General features: G+C 71.9%; 21 protein-coding genes. 11 read left to right on the plus strand and 10 right to left on the minus strand.

Going from position 1 to position 25,475, the window contains the following annotated elements; genetic code table 11:
- Positions 1-187: 187 nt before the first annotated feature.
- Entirely contained in the window at positions 188-865 is a 678-nt protein-coding gene (locus AB0H54_RS11260) for a response regulator (RefSeq protein ID WP_357344761.1), read from the minus strand.
- Positions 862-2,820: an ATP-binding protein gene (locus tag AB0H54_RS11265; protein ID WP_357344763.1), complete on the minus strand. Its 1,959-nt coding sequence runs from the start codon at positions 2,818-2,820 to the stop codon at positions 862-864. The genes AB0H54_RS11260 and AB0H54_RS11265 overlap by 4 nt, the downstream gene beginning before the upstream one ends.
- Before the next feature lie 165 nt (positions 2,821-2,985).
- Between AB0H54_RS11265 and AB0H54_RS11270 the strand changes: the two genes are divergently transcribed.
- Genes AB0H54_RS11270 through AB0H54_RS11280 form a run of 3 tightly spaced genes read left to right on the plus strand, consistent with a single transcriptional unit; the run spans position 2,986 to position 5,719 of the window.
- Positions 2,986-3,792, plus strand: coding sequence for an ABC transporter ATP-binding protein (locus tag AB0H54_RS11270; RefSeq protein WP_355277492.1), 807 nt, complete (start codon positions 2,986-2,988; stop codon positions 3,790-3,792).
- A complete protein-coding gene (locus AB0H54_RS11275) occupies positions 3,782-4,669 on the plus strand; it encodes an ABC transporter permease (protein WP_357344765.1) in 888 nt (295 codons plus the stop codon). Before AB0H54_RS11270 ends, AB0H54_RS11275 begins: the two co-directional genes overlap by 11 nt.
- A gap of 3 nt (positions 4,670-4,672) precedes the next feature.
- Positions 4,673-5,719, plus strand: a complete 1,047-nt coding sequence (locus AB0H54_RS11280; protein ID WP_357344767.1) for an ABC transporter substrate-binding protein — start codon at positions 4,673-4,675, stop codon at positions 5,717-5,719.
- 51 nt (positions 5,720-5,770) lie between these two features.
- Here AB0H54_RS11280 and AB0H54_RS11285 read toward each other — a convergent pair whose 3' ends face one another.
- Both AB0H54_RS11285 and AB0H54_RS11290 read right to left on the minus strand, forming a co-directional pair.
- Positions 5,771-7,018 carry an HRDC domain-containing protein gene (locus tag AB0H54_RS11285; protein WP_355277484.1) on the minus strand — a complete coding sequence of 416 codons (1,248 nt, stop codon included), beginning with the start codon at positions 7,016-7,018 and terminating at the stop codon, positions 5,771-5,773.
- Between the two features lie 22 nt (positions 7,019-7,040).
- Entirely contained in the window at positions 7,041-7,592 is a 552-nt protein-coding gene (locus AB0H54_RS11290; RefSeq protein WP_357345715.1) for a DUF3000 domain-containing protein, read from the minus strand.
- Positions 7,593-7,909: 317 nt separating this feature from the next.
- On the opposite strand from AB0H54_RS11290, the gene hemE reads away from it, so the two are divergent.
- The 4 genes from hemE to hemQ all read left to right on the plus strand — a co-directional run bounded on the left by hemE (position 7,910) and on the right by hemQ (position 11,574).
- The gene (gene hemE, locus AB0H54_RS11295) at positions 7,910-8,965 is read left to right on the plus strand and encodes a uroporphyrinogen decarboxylase (RefSeq protein WP_355277481.1); all 1,056 of its coding nucleotides are present in this window, start codon (positions 7,910-7,912) and stop codon (positions 8,963-8,965) included.
- A gap of 204 nt (positions 8,966-9,169) precedes the next feature.
- Positions 9,170-10,528, plus strand: coding sequence for a protoporphyrinogen oxidase (locus AB0H54_RS11300; protein WP_357344770.1), 1,359 nt, complete (start codon positions 9,170-9,172; stop codon positions 10,526-10,528).
- A 125-nt stretch (positions 10,529-10,653) separates the two neighbouring features.
- Positions 10,654-10,809 (plus strand): hypothetical protein, encoded by a 156-nt coding sequence (locus tag AB0H54_RS11305; protein WP_357344772.1) that lies wholly within the window; start codon positions 10,654-10,656, stop codon positions 10,807-10,809.
- Positions 10,810-10,878: 69 nt separating this feature from the next.
- Positions 10,879-11,574 (plus strand): hydrogen peroxide-dependent heme synthase, encoded by a 696-nt coding sequence (hemQ, locus tag AB0H54_RS11310; protein ID WP_355277473.1) that lies wholly within the window; start codon positions 10,879-10,881, stop codon positions 11,572-11,574.
- A 51-nt stretch (positions 11,575-11,625) separates the two neighbouring features.
- Here the strand turns inward: hemQ and msrB are convergent, their stop codons facing one another.
- The 4 genes from msrB to AB0H54_RS11330 all read right to left on the minus strand — a co-directional run bounded on the left by msrB (position 11,626) and on the right by AB0H54_RS11330 (position 15,892).
- Entirely contained in the window at positions 11,626-12,054 is a 429-nt protein-coding gene (msrB, locus tag AB0H54_RS11315; protein ID WP_357344774.1) for a peptide-methionine (R)-S-oxide reductase MsrB, read from the minus strand.
- A gap of 65 nt (positions 12,055-12,119) precedes the next feature.
- Positions 12,120-13,460, minus strand: a complete 1,341-nt coding sequence (locus tag AB0H54_RS11320; protein ID WP_357344776.1) for a glycosyltransferase family 87 protein — start codon at positions 13,458-13,460, stop codon at positions 12,120-12,122.
- Between the two features lie 84 nt (positions 13,461-13,544).
- Positions 13,545-15,098 (minus strand): alpha/beta hydrolase, encoded by a 1,554-nt coding sequence (locus AB0H54_RS11325; protein ID WP_357344778.1) that lies wholly within the window; start codon positions 15,096-15,098, stop codon positions 13,545-13,547.
- A gap of 32 nt (positions 15,099-15,130) precedes the next feature.
- Positions 15,131-15,892 carry a pyrimidine reductase family protein gene (locus tag AB0H54_RS11330; protein ID WP_357344780.1) on the minus strand — a complete coding sequence of 254 codons (762 nt, stop codon included), beginning with the start codon at positions 15,890-15,892 and terminating at the stop codon, positions 15,131-15,133.
- Between the two features lie 35 nt (positions 15,893-15,927).
- Here AB0H54_RS11330 and zapE point away from each other — a divergent pair, with 35 nt between their 5' ends.
- Positions 15,928-16,947 carry a cell division protein ZapE gene (gene zapE, locus AB0H54_RS11335; RefSeq protein ID WP_355277461.1) on the plus strand — a complete coding sequence of 340 codons (1,020 nt, stop codon included), beginning with the start codon at positions 15,928-15,930 and terminating at the stop codon, positions 16,945-16,947.
- A gap of 61 nt (positions 16,948-17,008) precedes the next feature.
- Positions 17,009-17,806, plus strand: coding sequence for a tyrosine-protein phosphatase (locus tag AB0H54_RS11340; RefSeq protein ID WP_357344782.1), 798 nt, complete (start codon positions 17,009-17,011; stop codon positions 17,804-17,806).
- Here AB0H54_RS11340 and AB0H54_RS11345 read toward each other — a convergent pair.
- On the minus strand, positions 17,795-18,349 hold the full coding sequence (locus AB0H54_RS11345) for a GNAT family N-acetyltransferase (protein ID WP_357344784.1): 555 nt from the start codon (positions 18,347-18,349) through the stop codon (positions 17,795-17,797). The two genes, AB0H54_RS11340 and AB0H54_RS11345, sit on opposite strands and share 12 nt — an antisense overlap.
- Positions 18,350-18,420: 71 nt before the next feature.
- Between AB0H54_RS11345 and AB0H54_RS11350 the strand changes: the two genes are divergently transcribed.
- Both AB0H54_RS11350 and AB0H54_RS11355 read left to right on the plus strand, forming a co-directional pair.
- Positions 18,421-19,929: an NAD(P)/FAD-dependent oxidoreductase gene (locus tag AB0H54_RS11350; protein ID WP_357344786.1), complete on the plus strand. Its 1,509-nt coding sequence runs from the start codon at positions 18,421-18,423 to the stop codon at positions 19,927-19,929.
- Positions 19,930-19,996: 67 nt separating this feature from the next.
- A complete protein-coding gene (locus tag AB0H54_RS11355; protein ID WP_355277453.1) occupies positions 19,997-20,923 on the plus strand; it encodes a LysR family transcriptional regulator in 927 nt (308 codons plus the stop codon).
- Positions 20,924-21,621: 698 nt separating this feature from the next.
- Here the strand turns inward: AB0H54_RS11355 and AB0H54_RS11360 are convergent.
- Positions 21,622-25,182, minus strand: coding sequence for a hypothetical protein (locus tag AB0H54_RS11360; protein WP_357344788.1), 3,561 nt, complete (start codon positions 25,180-25,182; stop codon positions 21,622-21,624).
- Between the last annotated feature and the right edge of the window lie 293 nt (positions 25,183-25,475).

Here is a 25,475-nt window from a genome sequence, read left to right on the forward strand (position 1 = left end):
GGTCACGTGTGGTGGGCTCTGGGCCGCGGTCGGCCAGGTCCGGGCTGCGGGCCGGTGGGCGTGGGCTGCTGTGGTGTGGTGGGCGCGCGGCTGCGGTGCAGTGGTGGACGGGTGCGGTGGGCGGGCGCTGTGGTGCGGTGGGCGCGGGGCTGCCGTGCAGTGGTCGCGCGGTGCGGTTGTCGCGCGCCTACGAGGGGCGGCGGGCAGGGGAGTACTCCTGTTCGGGGCGGCCGGTCGCGCCGTAGCGCAGCTGCATGCGCAGGTCGCCGGTGGTGACGAGGGCGGCGAGGTAGCGCTGGGCGGTGGCGCGGGAGATGCCGATCGCGGTGGCGATCTCGCCCGCCGACATCGGCGCGTCCGCGGCCTGGGCCGCCCGTAGCACCAGCTCCCGAGTGGGGGAGGACGCGCTGGTGGCGCGGTCGGGTGCGGGTGGGGCCGGGCGCAGCGCGTCCCAGGCGGCGTCGACGTCGCGGGCGGTGACGTCCGGCGCCGCGAGGATCCGCCGGTAGCGCGCGTATCCGGCCAGGCGCGCGGCGAGCACGGTGTGGTCGAACGGCTTCACGAGGTAGGCGAGGGCGCCTGCCGATGCCGCCGCCCGCACCGTGGCGGATTCGGTGGCGGCGGTGAGCATCATGGCATCGCAGCGCAGGTCCCGGACCAGGTCGATCCCGGATCCGTCGGGCAGGTACACGTCCACCAGGGCCAGGTCGGCGGCGTTCTCGGCGAGCGCCTGCCGCGCCGCGGCTACCGTGTTGACGACCGCGCCGACGGTGAATCCCGGTAGCGCCCCGACGATTCCGGCGTGCATGTTCGCCACCCGGAAGTCGTCGTCCACGACGAGCACGCTGAATTCGGTCCGGCTCACGTCGGCTCTCCCTCGGTCAGCACGCCCGGCAGACGCGCGATGAACTCCGCCCCGGTCAGCGCCGCGCCGGGAGTCCCCGCCGACGCCAGCCACACATCCCCGCCGAGCGCCCTGGCCACCTGCCTGGACAGCGTGAGTCCTACCCCGCGCCCGCCCGGCACCCCCACCCCCGGCTTGGTCGACACTCCGTCCGCGAACAGAGCGTCCACCAGATCCGGCGCCACCCCGCCCCCACTGTCGGCCACCGTGATGTGCAGCGTCGAACCCTCCTGCACCAGTTCGACTTCCACCACCGCCGCGGGAGCGGCGAAGCGCGAACCGGACTCGGCGCGCCGACCTCGCGGTTCGGCCCCCGACCCGGTCGGTTCTTCGCCGGACTCTGCCGCGGGTGCGATGTCGGTGTGGGCTGCTGTCGGGTCGGGGGATTCCCCGGCGGGCAGTGCCGGTGAACCCGTCCGGGTTTCGGCCGATCGGCGGGCCGCGTCGACCGGGGGCAGTGCGGTCACCTCGCGAGCGGGCGCCGCTGTCGGATCGGGGTCGACACCGGCGACCTTCGGCGAGTTCTGGGTCGCGTCGTCCTGTGCAACCGGCGGGGCACCCCCGCGTACCGCGTCGATCGCGTTGTCGAGCAGATTGCCCAGGACGGTCGTGACATCCACCGGCGCAGCGAGATTCGCGTCGATCCAGGTGTTCGGCCCCAGCCGGAGCTGGACGCCGTTCTCCCTGGCGTGCGCGGCTTTGGCGGCGAGGAACGCTTGCAGATACGGGTCGCGGACCGCGTCGATGCCCGGCATGGCGGCGCCGAGCGGGCCGGAGCCGAGCAGTTCGTCGATGTAGCGGGCGGCCTCGCCGGGCCGGTCGCCGTGCAGCAGCCCGCTGAGCAGGTGCAGCCGGTTGGCGAATTCGTGGCGCTGGGCACGCAGGACGGTGCTCATCGACTGCACCGCGTCGAGTTGGCGGGTCAGCGATTCGACATCGGTGCGGTCGCGCACATCGAGCACCGCGCCCAGCGAGCGCCCGTCGCGGGTGACCATTCGCGCGGTGACCACCACGATTCGGTCACCGACCGCGGCCTGGACCGGGAGCCCGTCGGCGGCCCGGAACGCCGCGAGCACGCGGGCGGTGAGCCCGATCGTCTCCACCGGACGGCCGCTCTCGCCCTCGATCCCGAGCAGGGCGCGCGCCTCGTCGTTGATCACCGTGGTGCGCCACCGGTCGTCGACCGCGACCACGCCCACGCCGATCCCGTGCAGCACCACGTCCTGCTCGCGCACCAGTTCGGCCAGCTCCGCGGGTTGCAGACCCAACGTCAGCCCGTGCCAGCGCCGGGCCAGCAGGATCGACCCCGCGATGCCGGCGAAGAGCGCGCCGAGCACCAGCACCCCGGCCTTGCTCAGGTCGCTGCTCAGCTGCTCGCCCACCGCCTCGGTGGAGATGCCGACACTCACCTCGCCGACCACCCGCTCCGAATCCGGCGCGCGCACCGGCACTTTCGCGCGCACCGAATCGCCGAGCGTGCCGTGCTCGCTGATCACCACCTCGGCCCCGCCCAGCGCCTGCGACGGATCGGTGCTCACCATCTCGCCCAGCCGGGTCGGGTCCGGATGTGCCAGGCGCAACCCGGCCTCGTCGGTGATCACTACGAACAGCGCGCCCGTGCGCTGCCGCGCCGCCTCCGCGGTCCGCTCGAGGTCCCCGGCCACGAGCTCGGCGCGCAGTGACGGTCCCGGCGTCAGCGGCAGGGCCGCGTACCGGGCGACCTCCGCGCGCACCACCGGATCACTGGCGACGGTCCGCGCGATCGCCAGCGCCCGCTGCCCGTACTCGGCGGTGAGCCGCTGATCGCTGAGGTAGGCGAACACCCCGAACGCGAGCCCCAGGGTCAGCGCGACCAGCGCGACCTGCAGCAACACGATCTGCGTCCGCAGCCGGACGCCCCGGGGGAACAGCCTCACCGGCTCAGTCTAGGCACGTCCCGCACGCGTGAGCACAATGCGCAGAACCTGCGGAATCGCTGGTTGCGCTGGTTGTGCGCACAAGCGCGCGCCCTGTGACCCAGCCCACTTATCTTTCGATAGCGGCCGCACATCACAGCAGCGGCGCCGGACACAGGAGCAGCAATGAGCAATCCACTCATCGAACTCCGGGGCGCGACGAAGCGCTTCCCCGGAACCGACGGTGGCATCCACACGGCGGTGAAGAACATCGACTTCACGGTCGCGGCGGGCGAATTCGTCGCCGTGGTCGGCCCGACCGGGTGTGGCAAGTCCACCACCCTCTCGCTGGTGTCCGGCCTCGAGCCGACCTCGGCGGGCCGGACGCTGGTGCGTGGCAAGGACGTCGACGGCATCCCCGACGGCATCGGCTACATGTTCCAGCAGGACGCGGTGCTGCCCTGGCGCAGCGTCATCGACAATGTCGCGCTCGGCCCGCGCTTCCGTGGCGTGTCGAAGGCGCAGGCCAAGGCGAAGGCCGCCGAATGGGTGCGCATCGTCGGGCTGGCCGGGTTCGAGGACTACTACCCGCACCAGCTCTCCGGCGGCATGCGCAAGCGCGTCGCGCTGGCCCAGACGCTGGTCAACGAGCCCGAGATCATCCTCATGGACGAGCCGTTCAGCGCGCTCGACGTGCAGACCCGCCAGCTCATGCAGGACGAACTGCTGCGCGTGTGGGCCGGCACCGACGCCGCGGTGATCTTCGTGACCCACGACCTGGAGGAGGCCATCGCCCTGGCCGATCGGGTCGTGGTGATGACCGCGAGCCCGGCGACGGTGTGCGGCGACTTCCGCGTCACCCTCGAGCGGCCGCGCAATGTCGAAGAGGTGCGCCTCACCGAGGAGTTCCGCGACCTCTACAAGGAAATCTGGGAAACGCTGCGCGATCAGGTCGAGGCGGCGCGCACGAAGGGAGCGACCCGTGTCGCTTGAGGCGATGGACAAGATCGCGGTCACCGTGCCGGAGGTCGAGGCGGAGACCGAGGACCAGATCCTGGCCCGGGTCAAGGCGAAACACCGCAGGTCCAAGCTGCGGGTGTGGGGCCTGCGGGCCGCGCTCATCGCGCTGTGGCTGGGTTCGTGGGAACTGGTCGCCAGCGTGTGGATCGACCCGTTCTTCTACTCCAAGCCCTCGCTCATCTGGGACCGGCTGGTCGAATGGTTCACCGAGGGAACGCAGTTCGGCTCGATCTGGCTGCAGATCTTCACCACCGTGCAGGAAGCCGTGCTCGGTTTCGTGATCGGCACCGTGGCCGGCGTCGTCCTGGGCACGCTGCTGGGCCGCAGCCGCTACTGGGCCGATGTGCTCGCGCCGTTCATCAAGGCGCTCAACGCCGTTCCGCGCATCGTGCTGGCCTCGCTGTTCATCATCTGGTTCGGTCTCGGCCTGGAGTCCAAGGTGGCGACCGTGGTGGTGCTGGTGTTCTTCGCGGTGTTCTTCAACGCCTTCACCGGCGCCAGGGAGGTCGACGGCAATGTCATCAACAACGCGCGCATCCTCGGCGCGAGCAAGCGCCAGATCCTCGGGTCGATCGTGCTGCCCAGTGCCACCACCTGGATCCTGTCCAGTCTGCACACCGCCTTCGGCTTCGCGCTGATCGGCGCGGTCGTCGGCGAATACGCCGGTGCCAGCAAGGGTTTGGGCCTGCTGATCTCCAACGCGCAGGGCACCTTCGACGCGGCGGGCATCTACGCGGGCATGATCATCATCACCGTGGTCGCGCTGATGGCGGAATGGCTGATCGGCGTCGCGGAGAACCGGCTGCTGAAATGGCGTCCCTCGCAGGCGCAGTCCGGGCACGGGGTGTAGACGATGAGGTACCGCAAGACGCTCGCCGTCGCGCTGCTCGCGATCAGCTCGCTGCTGCTGGCCACCGGCTGCCGTGACTCGCGCACCATCCCGATGGCCGACGGCAGGCCCCAGATCACCATCATGGTGGGCGGTTTGGAGAAGGTGATCTATCTGCCCGCCATGCTGGCCCAGCAGCTCGGCGCCTTCGACGCCAACGACCTCGACGTGAAACTGCTCGGTGAACAGTCCGGCGCCAGCGCCGAGACCGCGCTGCTCACCGGCGACGTGCAGGCCGTGGTCGGCTTCTACGACCACACCATCGACCTGCAGGCCAAGGACCAGTGCCTGCAGACCGTGGTCCAGTTCGCCGATGTGCCGGGGGAGGTGGAGCTGGTGTCCACCGCCGACGCCGAGGACATCCGTACCCCGGCCGACTTCCGTGGCCGCAAACTCGGCGTCACCTCGCTGGGCTCGTCCACCGACTTCCTCACCCAGGCGCTGGCGGGCCAGGCGGGCCTGAGCACCTCCGACTACACCCGGGTGAAAGTCGGTGCGGGCCAGACCTTCATCGCCGGCATGAACCACGACGGCATCGACGCGGGCATGACCACCGACCCGACCGTGGCCAAGATGGTGCAGTCCGGCGACGCGAAGATCCTCACCGACATGCGCAACGAGGAAGGGACCCGCGCCGCGCTCGGCGGCCTGTACCCGGCCTCCTCGCTGTACATGAAGTGCGACACCGTCGCCGCGCATCCGGAGATCGTGCAGAAGCTGGCGAACGCGTTCGTGCAGACCCTGCGCTGGATCGACACCCACACCCCGGAGGAGATCGCCGCGACGATGCCCTCGCAGTACGCGGGCAGCGATCCGGCTCTCTACGTGCAGTCGATCCGGGACTCGATCGGCATGTTCAACGGTGACGGCCTCATGAAAACCGAAGGCGCCCAGAATGTTCTGCGCATCCTCGGTCAGTACTCGCGCAATGTGGCCCCGGTCCGCGACCGGATCGACCTCGCGGCCACCTACACCAACCGGTTCGTCGAGCAGGCGCAGCCGGCTCCCTGATCGGTGTCCGGCGCCCTCGGCCCTGCCGCGTCCCGCGGTGGGGCCGAGGCGCTAGGCGTCGGGGGTCAGTGCCTTGGTCAGGGCGGGCACGGCCAGCGCGCGCTGCCACGGCCGGGCGCCGCCCGCGCGCAGGAACTCCTCGATCGTGGCCGACAGCTCGTCGGGCTCGCCGACGTTCTTGTAGTCGGGCAGCCCGTCCCAGCACAGCCTGCGGACCAGATCGGGGGAGAGCAGGTTCTCGACCGGGATGGCGTACTCGGTGGACAGCTCGCCCATCGCGCCGCGCGCGGTGGTCAAGCGGGCCGCGGCGGCGGGGTCGCGGCGTTCCCAGCGGTTGACCGGGGGCGGACCGTCGAAGGGCAGCGTCAGCGGGGGGAGTTCCTTGTCCGGCAGGGTGCGGCCGCGTTCGACCGCGGCCAGCCAGTCCCGGGAGTAGCGGCGCTGGCGCGGGCCGCCGAAGACCGGCAGGGTGCGCAGCTGGGCGATGCTGCGCGGTTCGCCGGTGGCCGCGGCCACGATCGCCGCATCGGGCAGGATGCGGGCGGGCGCGACATCGCGGGCGCGGGCCAGCTCGTCGCGGGTGGTCCACAGTTCCCGCACGATCGCCAGCTGACGCGGGCGCCGCAGGGTGTGGATGCCGGAGGTGCGCCGCCAGCGATCGGCCTTCGGCGCGGGCGGCTCCATGGTGCGGACGTGCTCGAATTCCTCGGCGGCCCACTCGATCTTGCCCTGATCGGTGAGATCGGCGGCGACGGTGTCGCGCAGTTCCAGCAGCAGCTCCACGTCCAGGGCGGCGTAGTTGAGCCATTCGTCGGGCAGCGGCCGGGTCGACCAGTCGGCGGCGCCGTGTCCCTTGCGCAGCGAGCGGCCCAGCAGGTTCTCCACCATCGCGGCCAGGCCGACGCGCTCGTAGCCGGCGATCCGGCCGCCGAGCTCGGTGTCGAACAGCCGGGCCGGGCGCAGCCCGAGTTCGGCCAGGCCGGGCAGATCCTGGTCGGCCGAGTGCAATACCCATTCGAGCGGGTTGATCGCCTCGGCCAGCGGGGTCAGCGCGTCGGTCACCGGGATCGGATCGATCAGGAAGGAGCCCGCGTCCGCGCGGCGCAGCTGGATCAGATACGCCCGCGCCGAGTAGCGGAAACCGGACGCACGCTCGGCGTCGACGGCCAGCGGACCGGTGCCAGCGGCCAGCGTGCGGGCCGCCGCGGCGACCTCGTCGGCGGTCGCCAGCACGGGTGGCACCCCCTCGGCGGGGGCGAGCAGGGGCTCTGCTGCGGTTGGATCCTCGGCGACCGGCATAAACGTGAACTCTACGTGGCGATCAAGGGCGATCGGTGCGGGTATAGGACTCCGGTCGCAAATGGGTGATCCCGGCGGGCGGCAGCCCGGCGGCGAAGGCCAGGACCTCGCAGAACGCCTCCACGTGCCGCCGCATCTCGGTGTTCATCGCCGTCCAGGAGGCGCGCAGCTCCAGCTGGTGGGCCCGCGGCGGGCCCGCGATGTCGCCGTAGCGGACCGAACTGGTGGCCGTGACGGTGCCGCCGAGGGCGGTGAACGGCTCGCCGCGCGACTCCAGGGAGTCGACCAGCCAGCTCCACGCCACCTCGGGCAGCAGCGGGTCGGCGGCGAGCGCGGCATCGATGTCGGCCTGGATGTAGGCGACCAGCCGGAACACACCGTGCCAGGCCTCGTCGCCGTCCGGGTCGTGCAGCAGGATCAGCCTGCCGAAGGCGTCGCCCTCGGAATCGATCGGCACGATGGCGCTGTCGGGGTGGGTGACCTCGGCGCCGAGCGCATAGGAGAACGGCGCCAACCGTTGCGGGGGACGGATAGGCGCCAGCTCGATTCGAGGGTGCACGGTTGCGGTGCCCATCGCATCGACCGCCGCCCGGAAAGAAGCAGGCTCGCGGGGCGTTCCCCCGGTCGGTGCGGCGCCGTCGCGGATGTCGAGCGGTGTCACGAGGAGAAACGGTAGACCGTGCGTGCCCGGCGTCGTCGGAGGCGCGCCGCCTGTGCGCGTCGTGCGCGGGCTGTGTTGCGCAGGGCGCATTCTCGGCGTCGATGGGATGCGCGATGCGCGACGCGGGGGATTTCCGTCGGCGATCCGCGGTCGTGGCGGGATCGCCCACCCGATCGGGGGTGAGGTGGCGCTCCGGAGCCGGCAGCGATGGCCGCTTAGGATGGGCGGTGATGAGCACTTACACCCGCCGCCGGTTGACCGATGCCCCCTTCCTGGCCGCCGCCACCGGCGCGACGCCCAGCAGGCGCCCCGTGTGGTTCATGCGCCAGGCGGGCCGCTCGCTGCCCGAGTACCGGGAGCTGCGCAAGGGCATCGGCATGCTCGAGTCCTGCTTCGACCCCGAGCTGGTGTGCGAGATCACCATGCAGCCGATCCGCCGCCACGGCGTCGACGCGGCAATCCTGTTCTCCGACATCGTCGTTCCGCTCAAGGCAGCGGGCATCGACCTCGACATCGTGCCGGGCGTCGGCCCCGTCGTCGCATCGCCGGTGCGGACCGAGGCCGATGTGCGGGCTCTGCCGCGGCTGCGGCCCGAAGAGGTCGGCGCGGTCGCCGAGGGCGTGCGCCTGCTCACCGACGCGCTCGGCGACACCCCGCTCATCGGGTTCGCCGGCGCGCCGTTCACCCTGGCGTCCTACCTGGTCGAGGGCGGGCCGAGCAAGCAGCACGAGCGCACCAAGGCGATGATGCACGCCGACCCGAAGACCTGGCACGCCCTGCTCGGCACGCTCACCGACATCACCATCGCGTTCCTGCAGGCCCAGCTGGCCGCCGGGGTCGACGCGGTGCAGCTGTTCGACTCCTGGGCGGGCGCGCTGTCGCTGGCCGACTACCGCGAGTTCGTGCTGCCGCATTCGGAGCGGGTGTTCGCCGAGGTCGCCGCCGCGGGCGTGCCGCGCATCCACTTCGGGGTCGGGACCGGCGAGCTGCTCGGGGCGATGGGCGAGGCGGGCGCGGACGTGGTCGGCGTCGACTGGCGGGTGCCGCTCACCGAGGCCGTGCGCCGCGTCGGCGCCGGAAAAGGCTTGCAGGGCAACCTGGATCCGGCGATCCTGTTCGCCGGGTTCGACGCGGTCGAGGCCGAGACCCGCCGCATCCTGCGCGAGGCCGACGACGCCATCACCCTCGGCGCGACCGGGCACATCTTCAACCTCGGCCACGGCGTGCAGCCCGAGACCGATCCGGGCGTGCTGACCGCGCTCGTCGACCTGGTGCACTCGCTGTAGTTCCCGTCGCGCCCGCCCCGTCCGGTGGGACGGGTCGGGCAGTCTCCGGCCGCCGGTCCACAGCTCGATGGCCGCGTCTTGGTACTTCCTGCTGGTTCCGGCGTGGATGCCGCTCGCGGAGATCCGGGGCGTGGGTGGTGATCCCGGTGACAGCGTCGAGGGTGTGAGTTCCGGCGGTCGTCCTCGCGCGACTACGGTCGAAGCATGCGGATCGCGATCATCGGTGGCGGCATCAGTGGGCTCGTCGCGGCGTATCGACTGCGGCAGCGGCTGGGCACCGAGGCCGACATCGTGGTGCTAGAGCAGCGCGCGCGGGTCGGTGGGGTGCTGCACACCGGCGAATTGGCCGGGGAGCCACTGGATCTCGGCGCCGAGGCGTTCGTCGGGCGCAGGCCCGAGGTGATCGAGCTGATGACCGAGCTCGGCATCGCCGACCAGCTCGTGCGCCCGGCGGGCAAGCGGCCGCTGGTGTGGGCGCAGGGGGCGGCGCATCCGCTGCCAGGGCGCACGCTGATGGGTATCCCGTCCGAGGCCGAGTCCCTGCGCGGGCTCGTCGACGACGCGACGCTGGCGCGGGTCGCGGCCGAGCCGCAGCGCGCCTTCGACTGGACGCCGGGTGCCGATGTCGACGTGCACAGTCTCGTCGCCGATCGCTTCGGGCCGCAGGTCGTCGAGCGCAGTGTCGACCCGCTGCTGGGCGGCGTCTACGCGGGCACCAGCGCCTCGATCGGCGTCCGCGCCGCGCTGCCCACCCTCGCCGCCGCCCTCGATCGCGGCGCCCGCAGCCTCACCGACGCGGTCCGCGAGGCCCTGCCGCCGCCGAGCACCGCGCCGGTCTTCGGCGGCCTGCGCGACGGCTACGGCGCCCTGCTCGCCGCCCTGACCACGGCGTCGGCCGCGCGACTGGTCACCACCCTCGCGGCCACCCGGGTGGCCACCGCGCCCCGGGGGTGGGTGGTCGACCCGATCGGCCTCGTCGACGCCGTCGTCCTGGCGACCCCGGCCCCGGCCACCGCCCGGCTGCTGCACCACGTGTCGCCGGTCGCCGCCGCGGCCGCCGGGGAGATCGACCTGTCCTCCTCGGCGCTGGTCGCCATGGCGCTGCCGCTAGCCACCGGCCTGCCGGACAACTCGGGCATCCTCGTCGCCACCGGAGAACCCCTGCGCGCCAAGGCCTTCACCCTGTCCAGCCGGAAGTGGCCGCACCTGGGCGCCCGCGAGGTCGCCCTGGTCCGCGCGTCCTTCGGCCGCTTCGGCGACGAAGCCCCGCTGTCCTGGTCCGACGAGGAACTCGTCGCCGCCGCGGTCGCCGACCTGACCACGGTGACCGGCACCGAGATCGCTCCCCTCCAGTCCGTCGTCCAGCGCTGGCCCGGCGGTCTGCCCCAGTACGCCCCCGGCCACACCGACCGCATCGCCACCCTGGAGGCGGCCGTCGCAGACCTCGACGGGCTCGCCGTGGCGGGCGCCTACCTCCACGGCGTCGGCGTCCCCGCCTGCGTCGCCTCGGGCACCGCCGCAGCCGAACGCATCGCGAGCGCCCTCACCTCCACCGTCGAGTAGGGTCACCGCGGACAGCGGCCGGGTCGACGACCGCTGCGCCGATCCACGGGGCTGGACATGTCTCGACGCACTCACCCGGCGTGTCCCCGACCGGGTTCGATAGCGATGCTGCATGATCGCGCGCTGTGACGACCACCGGCGACCAGCCCACCCGCACCCTGATCCTCGACCCCGAGCTCGGCCCGGTCGAACTGCACGCGGGTGCGGCGACCACCGTGACCTCCGTTTTCGGCCGCGACGAGACCTCGCCGTGGCGGGCGGGCAGGCCGGTGACCGACTGACGACCACCGGCGGAACCCGTATCCCCGCCCACCCGGCAGGCGAAATCACCGCAGTGGCACCATGGATCCATGGCGCGACTCGACTACCAGGCCCTCAACTCCACCATTCGCTACCTGATGTTCTCGGTGTTCCAGGTGCAGCCGGGCGTGCTCGGCGAGGACCGGGCCGCGGCGATCAAGGAGGCGCAGGCGTTCTTCGACGGCCTGGCCGACAAGGGTGTCGTGCTGCGCGGCATCTACGACGTGGCCGGCCTGCGCGCCGACGCCGACTTCATGCTGTGGACCCACGCCGAGCGCGTCGAGGACCTGCAGGCCGCCTACGCCGACTTCCGTCGCACCACCGAACTGGGCCGGGCCAGCGCCCCGGTGTGGAGCAATGTGGCGGTGCACCGCCCGGCGGAGTTCAACAAGAGCCACATCCCCGCGTTCCTGGCGGGGGAGGACCCGGGCAACTACATCTGCGTGTACCCGTTCGTGCGGTCCTACGAGTGGTACCTGCTGCCCGACGAGGAGCGGCGCAAGATGCTCGCCGATCACGGCAAGGCCGCCCGCGGCTACCCGGACGTGCGCGCCAACACCGTCAGCTCGATGGCGCTGGGCGACTACGAGTGGATCCTCGCCTTCGAGGCCCCCGAGCTGCACCGCATCGTCGACCTGATGCGTGACCTGCGCGCCACCGAGGCCCGCCTGCACGTGCGCGAGGAGATCCCGTTCTTCACCGGCCCGCGCGTCGAGGTCGACCAGCTGGTCACCGCGCTGCCGTAGTCGGGACACCGCGAAGGGCCCGGTCACCTCGACCGGGCCCTTCGTCGTGTGTCAGTCCTCGGCGGGCTGCAGGCGCAGCGCGATCGAGTTGATGCAGTACCGCTGGTCGGTGGGCGTCGCGTAGCCCTCGCCCTCGAAGACGTGGCCGAGGTGGCTGTGGCAGTTGGCGCACAGCACCTCCACCCGGCGCATGCCGAGCGAGTCGTCGGCGCGCAGGATCACCGCGTCGGAATCGGCCGGGTCGAAGAACGACGGCCAGCCGCAGTGCGAGTCGAATTTCTCGGTGCTGCGGAACAATTCGGCGTCGCAGGCGCGGCAGGTGTAGACGCCCTCGGTCTTGGTGTCGGTGTACTCGCCGACGAACGGGCGTTCGGTGGCGGCCTCGCGGAGAACGGCGTATTCCTGCGGGTCCAGTTTCGCCCGCCACTGCTGCGGCGTCAGCTGGATGCGCGGCGTGGGTAACGAAGTATCGGAACTCATCACTCCACGCTAATGGGTTCGGCCGGTGCGCGCCGCGATCGTCGCGTCACAGCACCGGCCGTGCCCTATTTCAGTGCGGGTTCGCGGTCGTCGACCGGCTCTTCCGGGGCGACCGGATCGTCGCGATCGGGCGCGGGGGAGACCGCGGCGGGCGCGGGCTTGTCGTCGTCGGAACCGTCGCGCGAATCCGGCGCGCTCGCCATCCACGCCGGGTCGATGCCGAACCGCAGCCTGCCCTCGCGGCGCGCGGCCAGGTAGCGGTCACCCAGCACACAGAACACGACGACGAGCAGCAGACCCCAGCCGAAGGTCACCCGCAGGTACTCGAGCGTGCGCCCGGTGCTCTGCCAGCGATCCGAGAGCCACTTGTCGTAGGTCATGAACCCGAAGATCGCCAGCCAGGCAGGCCAGTTGCGCAGCACGGAATTGCGCAGCACCACCGACAGCAGGAACGGGAACAGCATCATCGAGTAGTACATCTGGCCCAGCGAGAGCAGCAGGAACGACGCGGTGAGCAGGACCCCGGAGAACGTGGTGACGAAGAACAGCTCGTCGTCGCGGTAGTAGCGCCACAGCAGCCACAGCGTCACCGCGACCACCGCGGCCATCACACCCTGCACCAGCAGGATCAGCCAGTGCGGCAGGCCGTAGTAGAGCCCGTTCCCGCCGATCGAGCTGTTGAAGTAGTCGCGCGTCTGCGCCAGATACGGCACCACCCGGGTGAAGAACTTCTCGGGATCCGCCGACAGCGGCCAGGCGATCGCGGTGAGCGTCAGCGGCACGCCGAGCGCGGTGATGAAGACCTTCCACTGGCCGCGCACGGCCGCGACGAGCAGCAACGGCGCCAGCGTCGGTTTGACCGAGATGCTCAACCCCAGCGCGACACCGGCCCAGAGGTCGCGTCGCGCCAGCAACAGGTGCAGGAACGCCATCTCGGCCAGCAGCAGACAGCCGTTGACATTGGTGAAGACCAGCGTGTTGGTCACCGTCTCGGAGGCGAACATCGCGAGCAGCAGCGCGGGCGCGGCGACAGACCCGAGACCGAACTTGAACAGCCGCAGCAGCAGGTACCAGGCGATCAGGATCGCGACGGCGTTGAGGCCGATGAACAGCCAGCGGGACAGCTCGTACTCGATGACCGCCACCGGCGCGATCAGCAGCGTTCCACTCGGGTAGTACAGATAGTGCGGGTCGACCGAGGAGAAGTCGGCGGTGTACAGCGGCCTGCCGTTCAGGAACTCGAACGAGGCGTTGTACACAGGCCGGTAGTCGTCGGTGACGAATCCGTTGACCGCCTTGATGAAGACACGGTTCAGCACGGTCATGACCGCGAAGGGCCAGAGTGCGAACTTGATCACCTCGGCGGAGGTGCGAGCGGTGCGGGGCTCGAGCTGTCGGAACAACACTGGGGCACGGTACACCGGATCGGGTAGCGATGGTGTCGCCGGACCCGTCCGACGCGCCGGAATCACATGGTCGTACGACCTGGATCAGGCGGGGCAGGCACCGCCGTCGGCGGGCAATTTCGCTTCCGCGAGGTAGTCGGCGACCGCCTTCTGCGCACAGCCGGAGTGTGCGGTCACCGGGTGCCCCCAGCCCTGCCAGGTCATGGTGGCGTGCCGGGCGCCCGCCGCCCCGAGCGCGCCGGTGACCGAGGCCGCGGCCCCGCCGACGATCGGGTCGGCGGCACCGGCGAACACCAGCACCGGCAGGTCCAGCTTCGTCGGCAGCGGCGGCGCGGTCGAGACCGGCCAGGCCGAGCAGACCATCAGCCCGATCGCGGCGGTGCGACCGAAAACCGGATATTTGCCGGCCCAGGTTCCGGCGAGCTCGCGGGCCCGGTCCGGGGTCGGCGGCTGCTGGCTGTCGGTGCAGCGGTTGACGAATTCGCCGTCGGAGTTGATCGCCGCGGATTCGCGGGCCACCAGCGCCGCCAGCGGGGCGCGGTCGCCGCGGTCGGCGGCGGCGAGGATGTCGGCCAGCGCGGTGACCCGGCTCGCCTGGTCACCGCGCGGGCTGGACAGGAAGCCGGTGAGCGCGGTCGAGAGGTCGGCGCCCGAGATATCGCCGAGGCCGCCGCTGTTCGCCTTGGCCACCAGCCCGATGACGGTGGCGCGCGGGTCGGCGCCCAGGGCGCAGTTGGCGGCCTTGCAGCGCTGGGCGAACGCCGTCACGGCGGCCTCGGCGCCGGTGACGGCGGCCTCGGTCATCGTCGTCAGGTCGGCGCCGACCGGTTCGGGGGCGTCCAGGATCAGCCGGGCCAGGTGGTCGCCGTAGCGGCGGGCGTAGCTGAGCGCGACCTTGCCGCCGTTGCCCGTGCCGAGCAGGTTGATCTTGTCGACCTGCCACTGCTTGCGCAGCTGTTCGATGTCGTCGGCCGCGTGCGGCGCGTCGAAGGTGCCCTCGTAGGGCTGCAGGAAGTCGCGGCAGGCGATGGTGGCGTCCTGGCTGTAGCCGGCCACGGCGCCGACCTGGTCGTCGCTGCCGATGCCGAACTGGCCGAGGTCGGTCATCACCGCGCGCAGCTGCGCCGGGATGCAGTCGATGGGCTGGGAGGCGCCGATCCCGCGCCGGTCGACGGCGACGATCGGCTGCGCGGCCAGCAGCGCGCTGTTCGGCCCGATCGCCAGCCCGGCCAGCGTCGAGGCCGAGGAACGATCGGCGCCGGAGGTGAGTACCAGCGGCGCGGCGTCGGCCGGGGTCTGCGGCAGCCGGGCGCGCAGCGCGCCCGCCCGGAACGTGCCGAGCACGGTGCCTGCGGTGTCGATCGGGGTGGAGAAGTCGGCGCATTCGAGCACCAGCCCGGCCGGGGCCGGACCGAAGTCGAGCGAACCAAGCGTGGCGGCGGTGCAGTCCTTCCAGGCCAGGTCGGTCTTGGGGACTTCCGCCGTCGCCGGTTCGGGCACCGTGGGTGTCTCGGTCTGCGCGCCACCGACCCCCGGCCGCTCGACAGCGACGACGGGCCGATCCGACGGTCCGGCCCCGCAGCCCGCGAGCATGATCGACAGTGTCGCGGCCGTCGCCGCGGCCCGAGTCCAGCGCATGGGCTACACACTGCCAGGTTCGGCGCCAGGTTTCATCGACGGGCCCAGCGGGCCAGTACGGTGCCGTCCTCGGCGAGCACGAGCTGCCTGCGGTGCATCGGGAGGTCGAAACCGCTCGCCGACAGCGAGATTCGCCCGCCCGCCCCGCCCACCAGCACCGGGGCGGTGGTCAGGCACAGCTCGTCGACCAGATCGGCCTCGGCCAGCTGGCCGAACAGATGCGGGCCGCCCTCGCACAGCACCCGCTGCAGGCCGCGCTCGGCGAGTACCCGCAGCAGCGCGGCGGGCATGATCGCGGCCTCCCCGGCGACCACCACCTCCGCGCCCGCCGCTTCCAGCGCCTCGACCTGCTCCGCTGCCGCGTGGGCGGTGGTGATGATCAGCGGGGCGGTCTCGGCGTCGGTGAAGAACCTCGACGCCGGATCCAGGCGCGCGCTCGCGGTGACGACGGCGATCGGTGGCGGCGTGCCGTCCGCGGACCCGCCGATCCCGTGCCGGAAATGCGCGCGCCGCCGGTCCGGATCGGGGTGCGCGCCGCCGTAGTCCTCCGCGCGCACCGTGCCCGCGCCGACGACGATCACCTCCGCCAGTTCCCGCAGCAGCCCGAACACGCGGTGGTCGGCGTCGGTGCCCAATCCCGCCGAGACCCCGTCGACGGTGAACGCCCCGTCGATACTGTTGACGAAGTTGGCGCGCACCCAGGGGCGTTCCAGCTGGCGGGGATAGGCATAGCACCTGGCCAGTGCGTCGTCGTCGAGGTCTGCGAGCTGGGTCACATTGTGGATACGCTGCATAGGATCCGATGCAACCACGTCCGTACGATTCGTTCATGCAAGAACGCCTCGTCGATCGCCATCCGGAGGTCCCGGCCGACCAGCTCGTCGCGCAGATGGTGCCCCCGCCCATGTTCGACGAGGTCAGCTTCGCCTCCTACATTCCCGACCCCAAGGAACCGAGCCAGGCCGCCGCGGTCGCCAAGGCCGAGGAATTCGCCGGTCAGGTCGCCAAGATCCACAAGGCCGCGTCCAAGAAGAGCCTGTTCGGCAAGAAGAAGGCCGTCAGCGGCGCCGGTCTGTACCTCGACGGCGGGTTCGGCGTCGGCAAGACCCACCTGCTCGCCTCGATCTTCCACAGCGCGCCCGCGCCCAAGTCGTTCGGCACCTTCGGCGAGCTGACCAACCTGGTCGGCGCGCTCGGCTTCGTCAACGCCGTCGAGCGGCTCTCCGGCAACAGCCTGCTGTGCATCGACGAGTTCGAGCTCGACGATCCGGGCGACACCACGATGGTCTCGCGCCTGCTCACCGAGCTGTCCGCCGCGGGCGTCTCCATCGCGGCCACCTCCAACACGCTGCCCAGCCAGCTCGGCGAGGGTCGTTTCGCCGCACAGGATTTCCTGCGCGAGATCAAGAAGCTCGGCTCCATCTTCGAACCGGTGCGCGTCGACGGTCCCGACTACCGCCACCGCGACCTGCCGCCCGCCCCCGAGCCGACCTCGCCGGACATCCTGGCCGAACGGGCCGCCACCACCCCGGGCTCCACCCTCGACGACTACGACGCGCTGCTGAAGCACCTGAGCACGCTGCACCCGTCGAAGTACGGTGCCCTGATCAACGGCGTGACCTCGGTGTTCATCTCCGGCGTCCACCCGGTGACCGACCAGGCCGTCGCGCTGCGCATCGTGGTGCTGGCCGACCGCCTCTACGACGCCAGCATCCCGGTGACCGTCTCCGGCGCCAAGCTCGACGAGATCTTCTCCCAGGAGATGCTCGACGGCGGCTACCGCAAGAAGTACCTGCGCGCGATCTCGCGACTGCTGGCGCTGTCGCGCTTCGAGGCCGCCGCCGCGTAACCGACCGGCGCCGGGTACGTTCGTGCTGACCGTGACCCGGCGTCGTCGAAGGAGCCCTGTCGTGACCCGTAGCCGTGCTCTGCGCGCGAGTCTGGCCGCCGCGACCGGAGTGGCGGTGCTGCTCGGTCCGGCGCTCGGCCAGGCCGTGGCCGCGCCCGCGCCCGCCAGTGAGACCACCGCCGATCGGCTGCTCGGCCTCACCGGCGTCCAGAACGCCAGGGACGCGGGCGGTTACCGCACCACCGACGGGCACCGGGTGCGCACCGGGCTGGTGTTCCGCACCGGCGCGCTGGACAAGGCGACCCCCGAGGATCTGGCCCGGCTCAGCGCCCTCGGCGTGCGCGTCGTCGACGACCTGCGCACCGGCTACGAGCGCGGCCTCGGCGCCGACCGGCTGCCCGCGGGCGCGGTCGGCAACTCCTACGACGTCATCGGCCAGGCGCCGCCGCTGATCCTGGCGGGCGCGTTGTTCGGCGGCGAGGGCATGTACCGCGCGTTCATCACCGCGCCCGGCGCGAACGAGGCGTTCGCCGCCGTGCTGCGCGACATCATCGCCGCCGACGGTACCGGCGTGCTCTACCACTGCAGCGCGGGCAAGGACCGGACCGGCTGGACCTCGGCGATCCTGCTGACCCTGCTCGGCGTCGACCGGGCCACCGTCACCGCGGACTACCTGGCCTCCAACGTCTACCGGGGCGCCGCGCCCACCGACCCGCTCAACGGCGTCCAGCAGAGCTGGCTCGACGCCGCGTTCGACCAGGCGGACCAGAGCTACGGCAGCTTCGACGGCTACGTGCGTGACGGCCTCGGCCTGTCCGACGCCGAGGTCACCGCGCTGCGGGCCGCGCTACTCGACTGAGTCGCCCAGCGTCCGTTCGTAGACGAAGTCGGAGTGCACCTGGTTGCCGACCGTGAACGTCTTCGTGCCCACCTGGGTGAAACCGTGCTTGGCGTAGAACTTCTGGGCGCGTTCGTTGGCCTGGTTCACGCCCAGCCACAGCACCGCCGCGCCGGCGTCGCGGGCGGTCGCCACCGCCGCGGTCATCAGAGCGGCGGCGACACCGCTGCCGTGATGCCCCGGCAGCACGTACATCTTGCTCAGCTCGACCACCGCACCCGGGCTGACCTGGGCATCCACCTCCGGATCGGTCGGCCTGCCCGCCACCAGCATGGCGTAGCCGACGATCTCGTCACCCTCGACGGCCTTGAGGACCGTGCGCTCCGGATCGGACAGGTACTCGCCGAACCGCTCGCCCGAGAGCATCTGCTCGAGGAAGATCTCGATATCGCCCTGGGTGGCCTCCGGCGGGCACGCCAGCGGGAAGGTCGCCGCGGCGACGTCACTGAGCTCCTCGGCATCCCAGAGCCCGGCCCGATCGACGACGACGGAACTGTTGGTCATAGTTCCAGTACAGCACGGGTCGGCCCGGCGGCGGTGGCACCCGCGCGCCGGTGCCGAGTACTCTCCTCGCCATGACGAGCGGTAGCCGCATCGGGATCGTCGGTGCGGGAGTGGCGGGTTTGGCCTGCGCGAAAGTGTTGAGTCGGGCGGGTTTCCCGGTCGAGGTGTTCGACCGGGCCCCTGATGTCGGAGGTGTGTGGAGCGCCACCCGACGCTATCCGGGGCTGCGCGCGCAGAACAGCAAGGTCCGGTACCACTTCAGCGATTACCCGATGCCCGAGGACTTCCCGCGCTGGCCCGACGGCCAGCAGATCCAGGCCTACCTGGCCGGGTACGTCCAGGAGTTCGGCCTGGCCGAACACCTGCGGCTGGGCACCGAGGTCGTCGCCGCCGACCCGGTCGACAGCGGCTGGCTGCTCGAGGTCCGTGATCGCGACGGCGTGCACCGCACCACCTGCGATCACCTGATCGTCGCCAACGGTGTGTTCAGCGACCCGGTGCTGCCCGCGCTCCCCGGCGCGGCGGCGTTCGCGGCCGCGGGCGGGCGGCTGGTCCACGTGTCGGACTTCCACGACGTCGAGCAGGCCCGCGACCGCTCGCTGGTCGTGATCGGCTACGGCAAGTCGGCCTGTGATGTCGCCGAGGCCGTCAGCCATCTGGCCGACGAGACCAGCGTCGTCGCGCGCAGGCTCACCTGGAAGATGCCACGCACGCTCGATCTCGGCCTCGACTACGAGCGGCTGCTGCTGACCCGCCTGGGCGAGGCGCACTTCCGGTCGCGGGAGCCGCGCCGCATCGAGCGCTGGCTCGACGCGCTCAGCCTGCGGCAGGCGAACCTGGATCTGGTCCAGGAGCGGGTGACCCGCAAGCTCCGGCTACGCGAGCTCGATCTGCTGCCGACGGGCGGCATCGAGGAGATGACCAACAGCGGCGCGAGCCTGGCGACCGAGGGCTTCGCCGAGCAGGTCGAGGCGGGCCGGATCACCGTCCACCGCGAGACCGAGGTCACCGAGCTGATCGGCGGGCAGCACGGGCCCGCCGTGCGCCTGTCCGACGGCACGCTGAAACTGGCCGAGATCGTCGTCTGCGCCACCGGATACCAGCAGGAGGTGCCGTTCCTGACCCCGTTCGTGCGGCGCAGCCTGACCGACGAGGTGGGCGATTTCCGGCTCTTCCGCAACATCCTGCCGGTCGAGGTGCCCAACCTGACCTTCGCCGGCTACAACAGCTCCAATGTGAGCGCGCTGAGCGCGGAAGTCGGCGCGCACTGGATCGCCGGGCTGCTCACCGGGAAGTTCGTGCCGCCGATGCCCGAGCAGATGAACTCCGAGATCGACGAGCGGCTGCACTGGTCGCGGGAACGCTCGGCGGGCTATCACGCCCAGGGCGCGTCGGTGGTGCCGTTCTCGCTGGCCAATATCGACGAGATGCTCGACGACCTGCGCACCCCGCTGCCGCTGACCAGCAGGCTGGCCCAGTGGGTGCGCCCGGTGCGGCCCGCCACCTACCGGCGGGTGCTGCGCGAACATCCGGCGACCGTCCCCATGGCACCCGCGCCCGCGCCGGTTGCCGAGCGGTAGCCCGACACGCAGGATCGCCGCCGCGACAACACTTGGCGGTGATCCTCGCGTTGGTGATAATCCTCGCGTGGACGCGCTGGATCTGAACCTGTTGCTCGCCCTCGACGCACTGCTGGAGACCAACAGTGTGACCGAGGCGGCCCGGCGTCTGCATACGTCGACCTCGGCGATGAGCCGTACCCTCACCCGGTTGCGCGCCGTCCTCGGCGACCCGCTGCTGGTGCGCTCCGGTCGCCGGCTGGTGCCGACCCCGCGGGCGCTGGAGCTGCGCCACGACGTCGCCGGACTGGTCGACCAGGCGCGGTTGCTGCTCACCGCCCGCGACGACACCGGGGCGGGCCGCCATCGCGATTTCGTTGTCCGGGTGGCCGATTCGGTCGCCCCCCGGCTGACCGGTCCGCTGCTGGCCGCGGTCCGCGCCCAGCTGCCCGGCGTCACGGTGCGTGTGCTGGCCGCCGACGCCGCGGACACGGTGGTCGCCCTGCGCGACGGCCGGGTCGACGTGGAGGTCGGCATGATCGGCCAGACCGACCCGGAGACGGTGGTCACCCGGCTGTTCGCCGACCGCTGGATCGGCCTCGCCGCCGCGGGGCACCCGTTCGGCGCCGACCGCCCCACCGTGGCCGCCTACGCCTCCGCCCAGCACCTGGAGGTCTCGGCCACCGGCCGCACACACAGCCCCATCGACGACCGGCTGGCCCTGCACGGCCGCACCCGGCGCGTGGTCGCCACCGTCCCCGACCTGTCCACCGCGCTGTTCACCGTCGCCACCACCGAATTGGTCTGTCCCGCCCCGGAACTGCTCGCCCGCCCCGCCGCGCTCTCCCTCGGCCTGACGACCTTCGAGATCCCCCTCCCGCTCCCGGCCCCGGTCGTCGCCATGGCCTGGCACCCGCGCAACACCGCCGACGCGGGTCACCGCGCCCTGCGCGACCTCATCGGCACCGTCCTGCGCGAGGCCCCACGCCCCGACCTGGTCGTGGCGCCTGCCTGACCGGCTGGCGATGCCCACGGCCCGGTGGCCGCTGCACCGGTGCCAGACCGGTCCACAACCGCTAGCTGAACCGGCTGACGGTGCCGACGTTCGACCGTCCTCGGTGGCGGAGACCTGGCGCGGTTTTCGGGTCGCGGCGCGGACTGGGCACTAGCGTCGGAGCTCGGCATGGGCCGTCGGCAGCGGCCGGGGCGCACACTGGGCACCGGCGTCGGAGCTCGGCCCGCGCCGTCGGCAGAGGCCGGGGCCGCGTGTCGAGGCCTGGTGCGGACTCCGCTGTTGGTGGCGGTGCCCGGCTGGTGCCGCTGGCGGAGACCTGGCGCGGTTTTCGGGTCGCGGCGCGGACTGGGCACTAGCGTCGGAGTTCAGCCTGCGCTGTCGGTAGCGGCCGGGGCGCGTGCGAGGCCTGGTGCGGACTCCGCTGTTGGTGGCGGTGCCCGGCTGGTGCCGCTGGCGGAGACCTGGCGCGGTTTTCGGGTCGCGGCGCAGACTGGGCACCGGCGTCGGAGCTCGGCGTGGGCCGTCGGTAGCGGCCGGGGCGCGTGTCAAGGCCTGACGTGCGTGCGAGGCCTGGTGCGGACTCCGCTGTCGGTGGCGGTGCCCGGCTGGTGCCGCTGGCGGCGGCCAGACGCGGCTTCCGTGTCAGTGGTCCGGCGAGGTGTCCGGTGTGCGCCCGGACCGGAGGACGGCGCCGCTGCTCAGCCGGCGTCGGTTGTCGGTGGTCCGAAGACGTCGCGCCGTCCCGGCGGCAGCCCGGCGGACCGCTTCAGCTCGTCGAGCATCGCCTGCAGTTTGTCGACGTTCGCCCGTTCGATATCGAAGGCACGGAACGTCCCCGTCACGGTGATCCCCGCCGCATCGGTCGCGGTCGGCGGAACCGGATCGGAACTCACCCGATCGAGTGGGCTGGTCGCCGGCGCATCCGGCCCGCCCGGATTCGCCGCGGCGAACCCGCCGGTCTGCGTCCGCTCGCCGCCATAGCCACCCGCGGAATCGATGCCCGGGTACCCGTGGTCGGCCGCCGAAGAGCCGAATCGCGTGGTGGACTCGCCGCCCGCGTCGCCGCGGCCGCTCAGGGTCTCCCCGAATCGAGCCGTAGAGTCCAGGCGCGCGCTTCCGTCATCACCGGTCGGTGCGCCGAATCGGGTCGGGGGTTCGAAGGCCGTGCCGCTGTGGTCGGTCGTCGAGCCGTCGAATCGGGTCGTGGGTTCGATACCCGCGTTGTCTCGGGTGCTCGTCGAGGAGCCGAATCGCGTTGTCGGCTCGATGCCCGCGTCGCCTCGGTCGCTCAGGGTCTCGCCGAATCGCGTCGTAGAGTCCAGGCGCGCGCTTCCGTCATCACCGGTCGGTGCGCCGAATCGCGTCGTGGGTTCGAAGGCCGTGCCGCTGTGGTCGGTCGTCGAGCCGTCAAATCGGGTCGCCGGTTCGATACTCGCGTTGTCTCGGGTGCTCGTCGAGGAGCCGAATCCGCTGGCGGGCGTTGTGCCTGCGCCTGCCGGGTCGGTCGTCGGTGTGCCGAATCCGGTTGCGGGCGATAGGCCCATGCTCGGCTGGCCGGTCGTCGGTGCGTCGAATCGGGTCGTGGGTTCCGGCCCCGTGCTCGGCGTGGCGGTCGACGAGGCGCCGAATCCGGCAGATGTTGCACCGCCGGTGGTCTGCGTGGTGTCCTTCGGCGCGGACAGGCGGGCGGGCGGTACCGACGGCGACGTGTCACCGGGGGCGGTGAGTCGCTCTCGTGGGGCCGCGTCGTCGAAGATCGATCCGGGGCGCTGTGTGTCACCGGTGAAGCCGTTGCGGGCGTAGCCGTTCGAGCTCGGGGTCGAGGGTGTGGTCAGGTCCTCGTCGGTGAAGGTCCAGTGGATGCCGCTGGCGGTGGTACCCGAGCCGGCGGATACCGGTGCCGCGGTGGATCGCGGATCGAACCCGTTCACCTGGTGGGTGTTCGCCGCGGTCTCGCCGCGAACACCGGCGGTGAGACCGGCCGATCGGGGATCGCTCACGACCCGCTCGGGTTCGCCGCTCGAGACATCGATCCGATTGCCGGACAATGCCTCCGACGATCCGGTACCCACGACGGGGGCTGCTGTCCCGCCTACAGGCCTGCCGACCGGCCTGGCCCGCTCCACACCCGTCTCGACGGGCGGCCGCACCCCGGTCTCGGTCGGCGGATCCGACAGCGCGTCGACGAGCGCGGCATTCGTCTGCGGCGTGACGACCCCGTTGATCACGCCGTCACCGCCACTCACGGCAACCCCTGGTGCGGTACGACCCGGCACGGTGAGCTCATCCCCGGCCCCGGCCCCGGCCCCGGCCCCGGCCCCGGCCCCGGCCCCGGCTCCGGCTCCGATCTCGGTCCTGGCCCCGATCTCGGCCCCGGGCCTGGACCCGATGTCGGTCCCGGCCCCGATCTCGGCCGCAGCACTAGTCTCGGCTCCGGCCCCGATCCTGGTTCCGGCCCCGATCCTGGTTCCGGCCTCAGCTGCGGTTCCGTCGCCAGCCACAGCCCCGGTCGTCACCCCCGACAGTCCCGCGTCCGGCGACACCCCATTGCGCCCGAGCGCGGAGATCGACACCGTCCGCCCGGCGATCTCGGCGTCACCACCCGAAGCACCGGCCGCACCACCCAGGCTCGCACCGTTCTGCGGCAACCGCTGCGTGACTTGCCAGTCCACGGCCTCGATCACACTGTCGTCCGACAACTCGACCGCCCGGCCGTTCGCCGACCCCAACCGCGCGGCGACACCGCCTGTCGTCCCGGCCCGCTCCGCAGCCTCCCGGCTCCGTTCGGCGGCGGCCGCGCGCATATCCAGTTCGGCCGCGGCGGCGAGGCGGTCGGCCCATTCGCGGGCGGTAGCCGTGGGAACGACATCGTCGACCTGCTGTTGCGCGGCGGCCGCGAGCCGGTCGGCCCACTCCCGCGCGGCCGCGGTCGGAACGACGTCGCCTGTCGGCTGGTCGGCTGCCGCCGCCGCGAGCCGATCGGCCCACCGCCGCGCGGACTCGGCCGCGGCGACATCATCGACCGGCTGCGCTGTCGCGACCCTCGTCTCCTCGGCCTGCTGCTGCGGTACGGACACGCCGGTGCCCGGCTCGCGCGCCGCGAGCTTCGCGTCGTCGCGCTCGATTCCCTTCGCCGACACCGTCGCCGCGGCGTCGTCCGCCGATCCCGCCGATCCGTCGACACCTCGCGATCCATCGACCCGCACGTCAGCCACGTCAGCCACGGCACCCACGTCAGCCGCGGCACCCGCACCCGCCGATCCGTCGACACCTCGCGATCCATCGACCCGCCCGGCAGCTGCGATATCCGAGCCTGCCGCAGCACCCGCCCCCGCCGACAAGGGGACGGCATGCCCATCCGCCACCGGCGCCGCGACCCGCACACCCTGCACACGGTCACCGACGCCCGACTCTCCCCGCGCAGGCAGCTCGTGCACCGCCCCCGCCTCGTCGAGCACCCGAACACCGTTGCGCGGCTTCACACCGTTGACCCTGGACGCACCGTTCACCGGCGCCCGGCCGTTCACGGGTGGCACACGATCGGCGCCATCACCGGGCACCCGGCTCGCACCGTTCACCCGCACCGCACGATCGCTGCCGTTCACCGGCGGCACCGAACCGGCCGACCCGGCGGCCTCCTCCGACAGCGTGCCCACGGCTGACCCGGTCGGCGACGCGAAGCCCCCTGTCGCGGACCTCTCGGCCGACCGTCCCGCGCGACCCGAGCGCACGGCCCGCGCCGTATCGGCGAACGGCGCTGCCTCGGAAGCCGACTCACCGACCGGTTCGAAGCTCGTCGAGGAGCGGGGGACCGGGGCGACGGTGAGCGGCCAGGTCGGGTCGCCGAGGTGATCGGTCCGGGAATGCCGGCGCTCCAGCGGCGGCCGGTCGCCGGGCGGGGCCGAGAACTCTTCTCCGGCGCCCGGATCGGTGGCCGCGCGCTCGGCGGCTTCGGCGGCCTCCCGCACTTCCCGGCGGCTGCGGGTACCCCGGGCGCGGGGCGCCGGTTCGGGATCGCCACCGTCGAGGGCGTCGAGCCGGGCGCTGAGCCGGGAAATGTCCTGTGACGCATGGAATGCCCAGGTCTCGAGCCTGCGGATCCTGGTCTGGTCGGGCAGATCCTCGTCGGCGGGGAAGGCGGGGACTTCCTGCTGGACCCGGGCGGCGACGATATCGAGCTTGTCACTGACCTCACGCAGCGCCGCGGCGATACTCGCCAGCATCGACCCGATGGACTCGTCGTGCTCAGCGTGGTTCATGCACACCCTACTTCCCGTGCTCGGCGAGCGTGCCCGCCCCGGCCGCAGCGATCATATCCACCGGGCGCTGCGGCCGCGTCGTCGCGATGTCCCGGTGACCGGATCGGCGACGCGCCGAAGCGTTTCGTAATCCGGACGAAATGGACGGGCAACAGGCCCGGTCTGTGTATCGAAATGATCAAGATCTCGGCGACGTTCTGCGACGTCGGCACAATGAAATAGCTTGATATTCAAGTGGAGTCGCGTTTGTGATCTCGATCACCGGTCGGTGACGCTCCCGAGCGCGGGTCAAG

Source organism: Nocardia sp. NPDC050718, from assembly GCF_040654235.1.
GTDB lineage: Bacteria > Actinomycetota > Actinomycetes > Mycobacteriales > Mycobacteriaceae > Nocardia.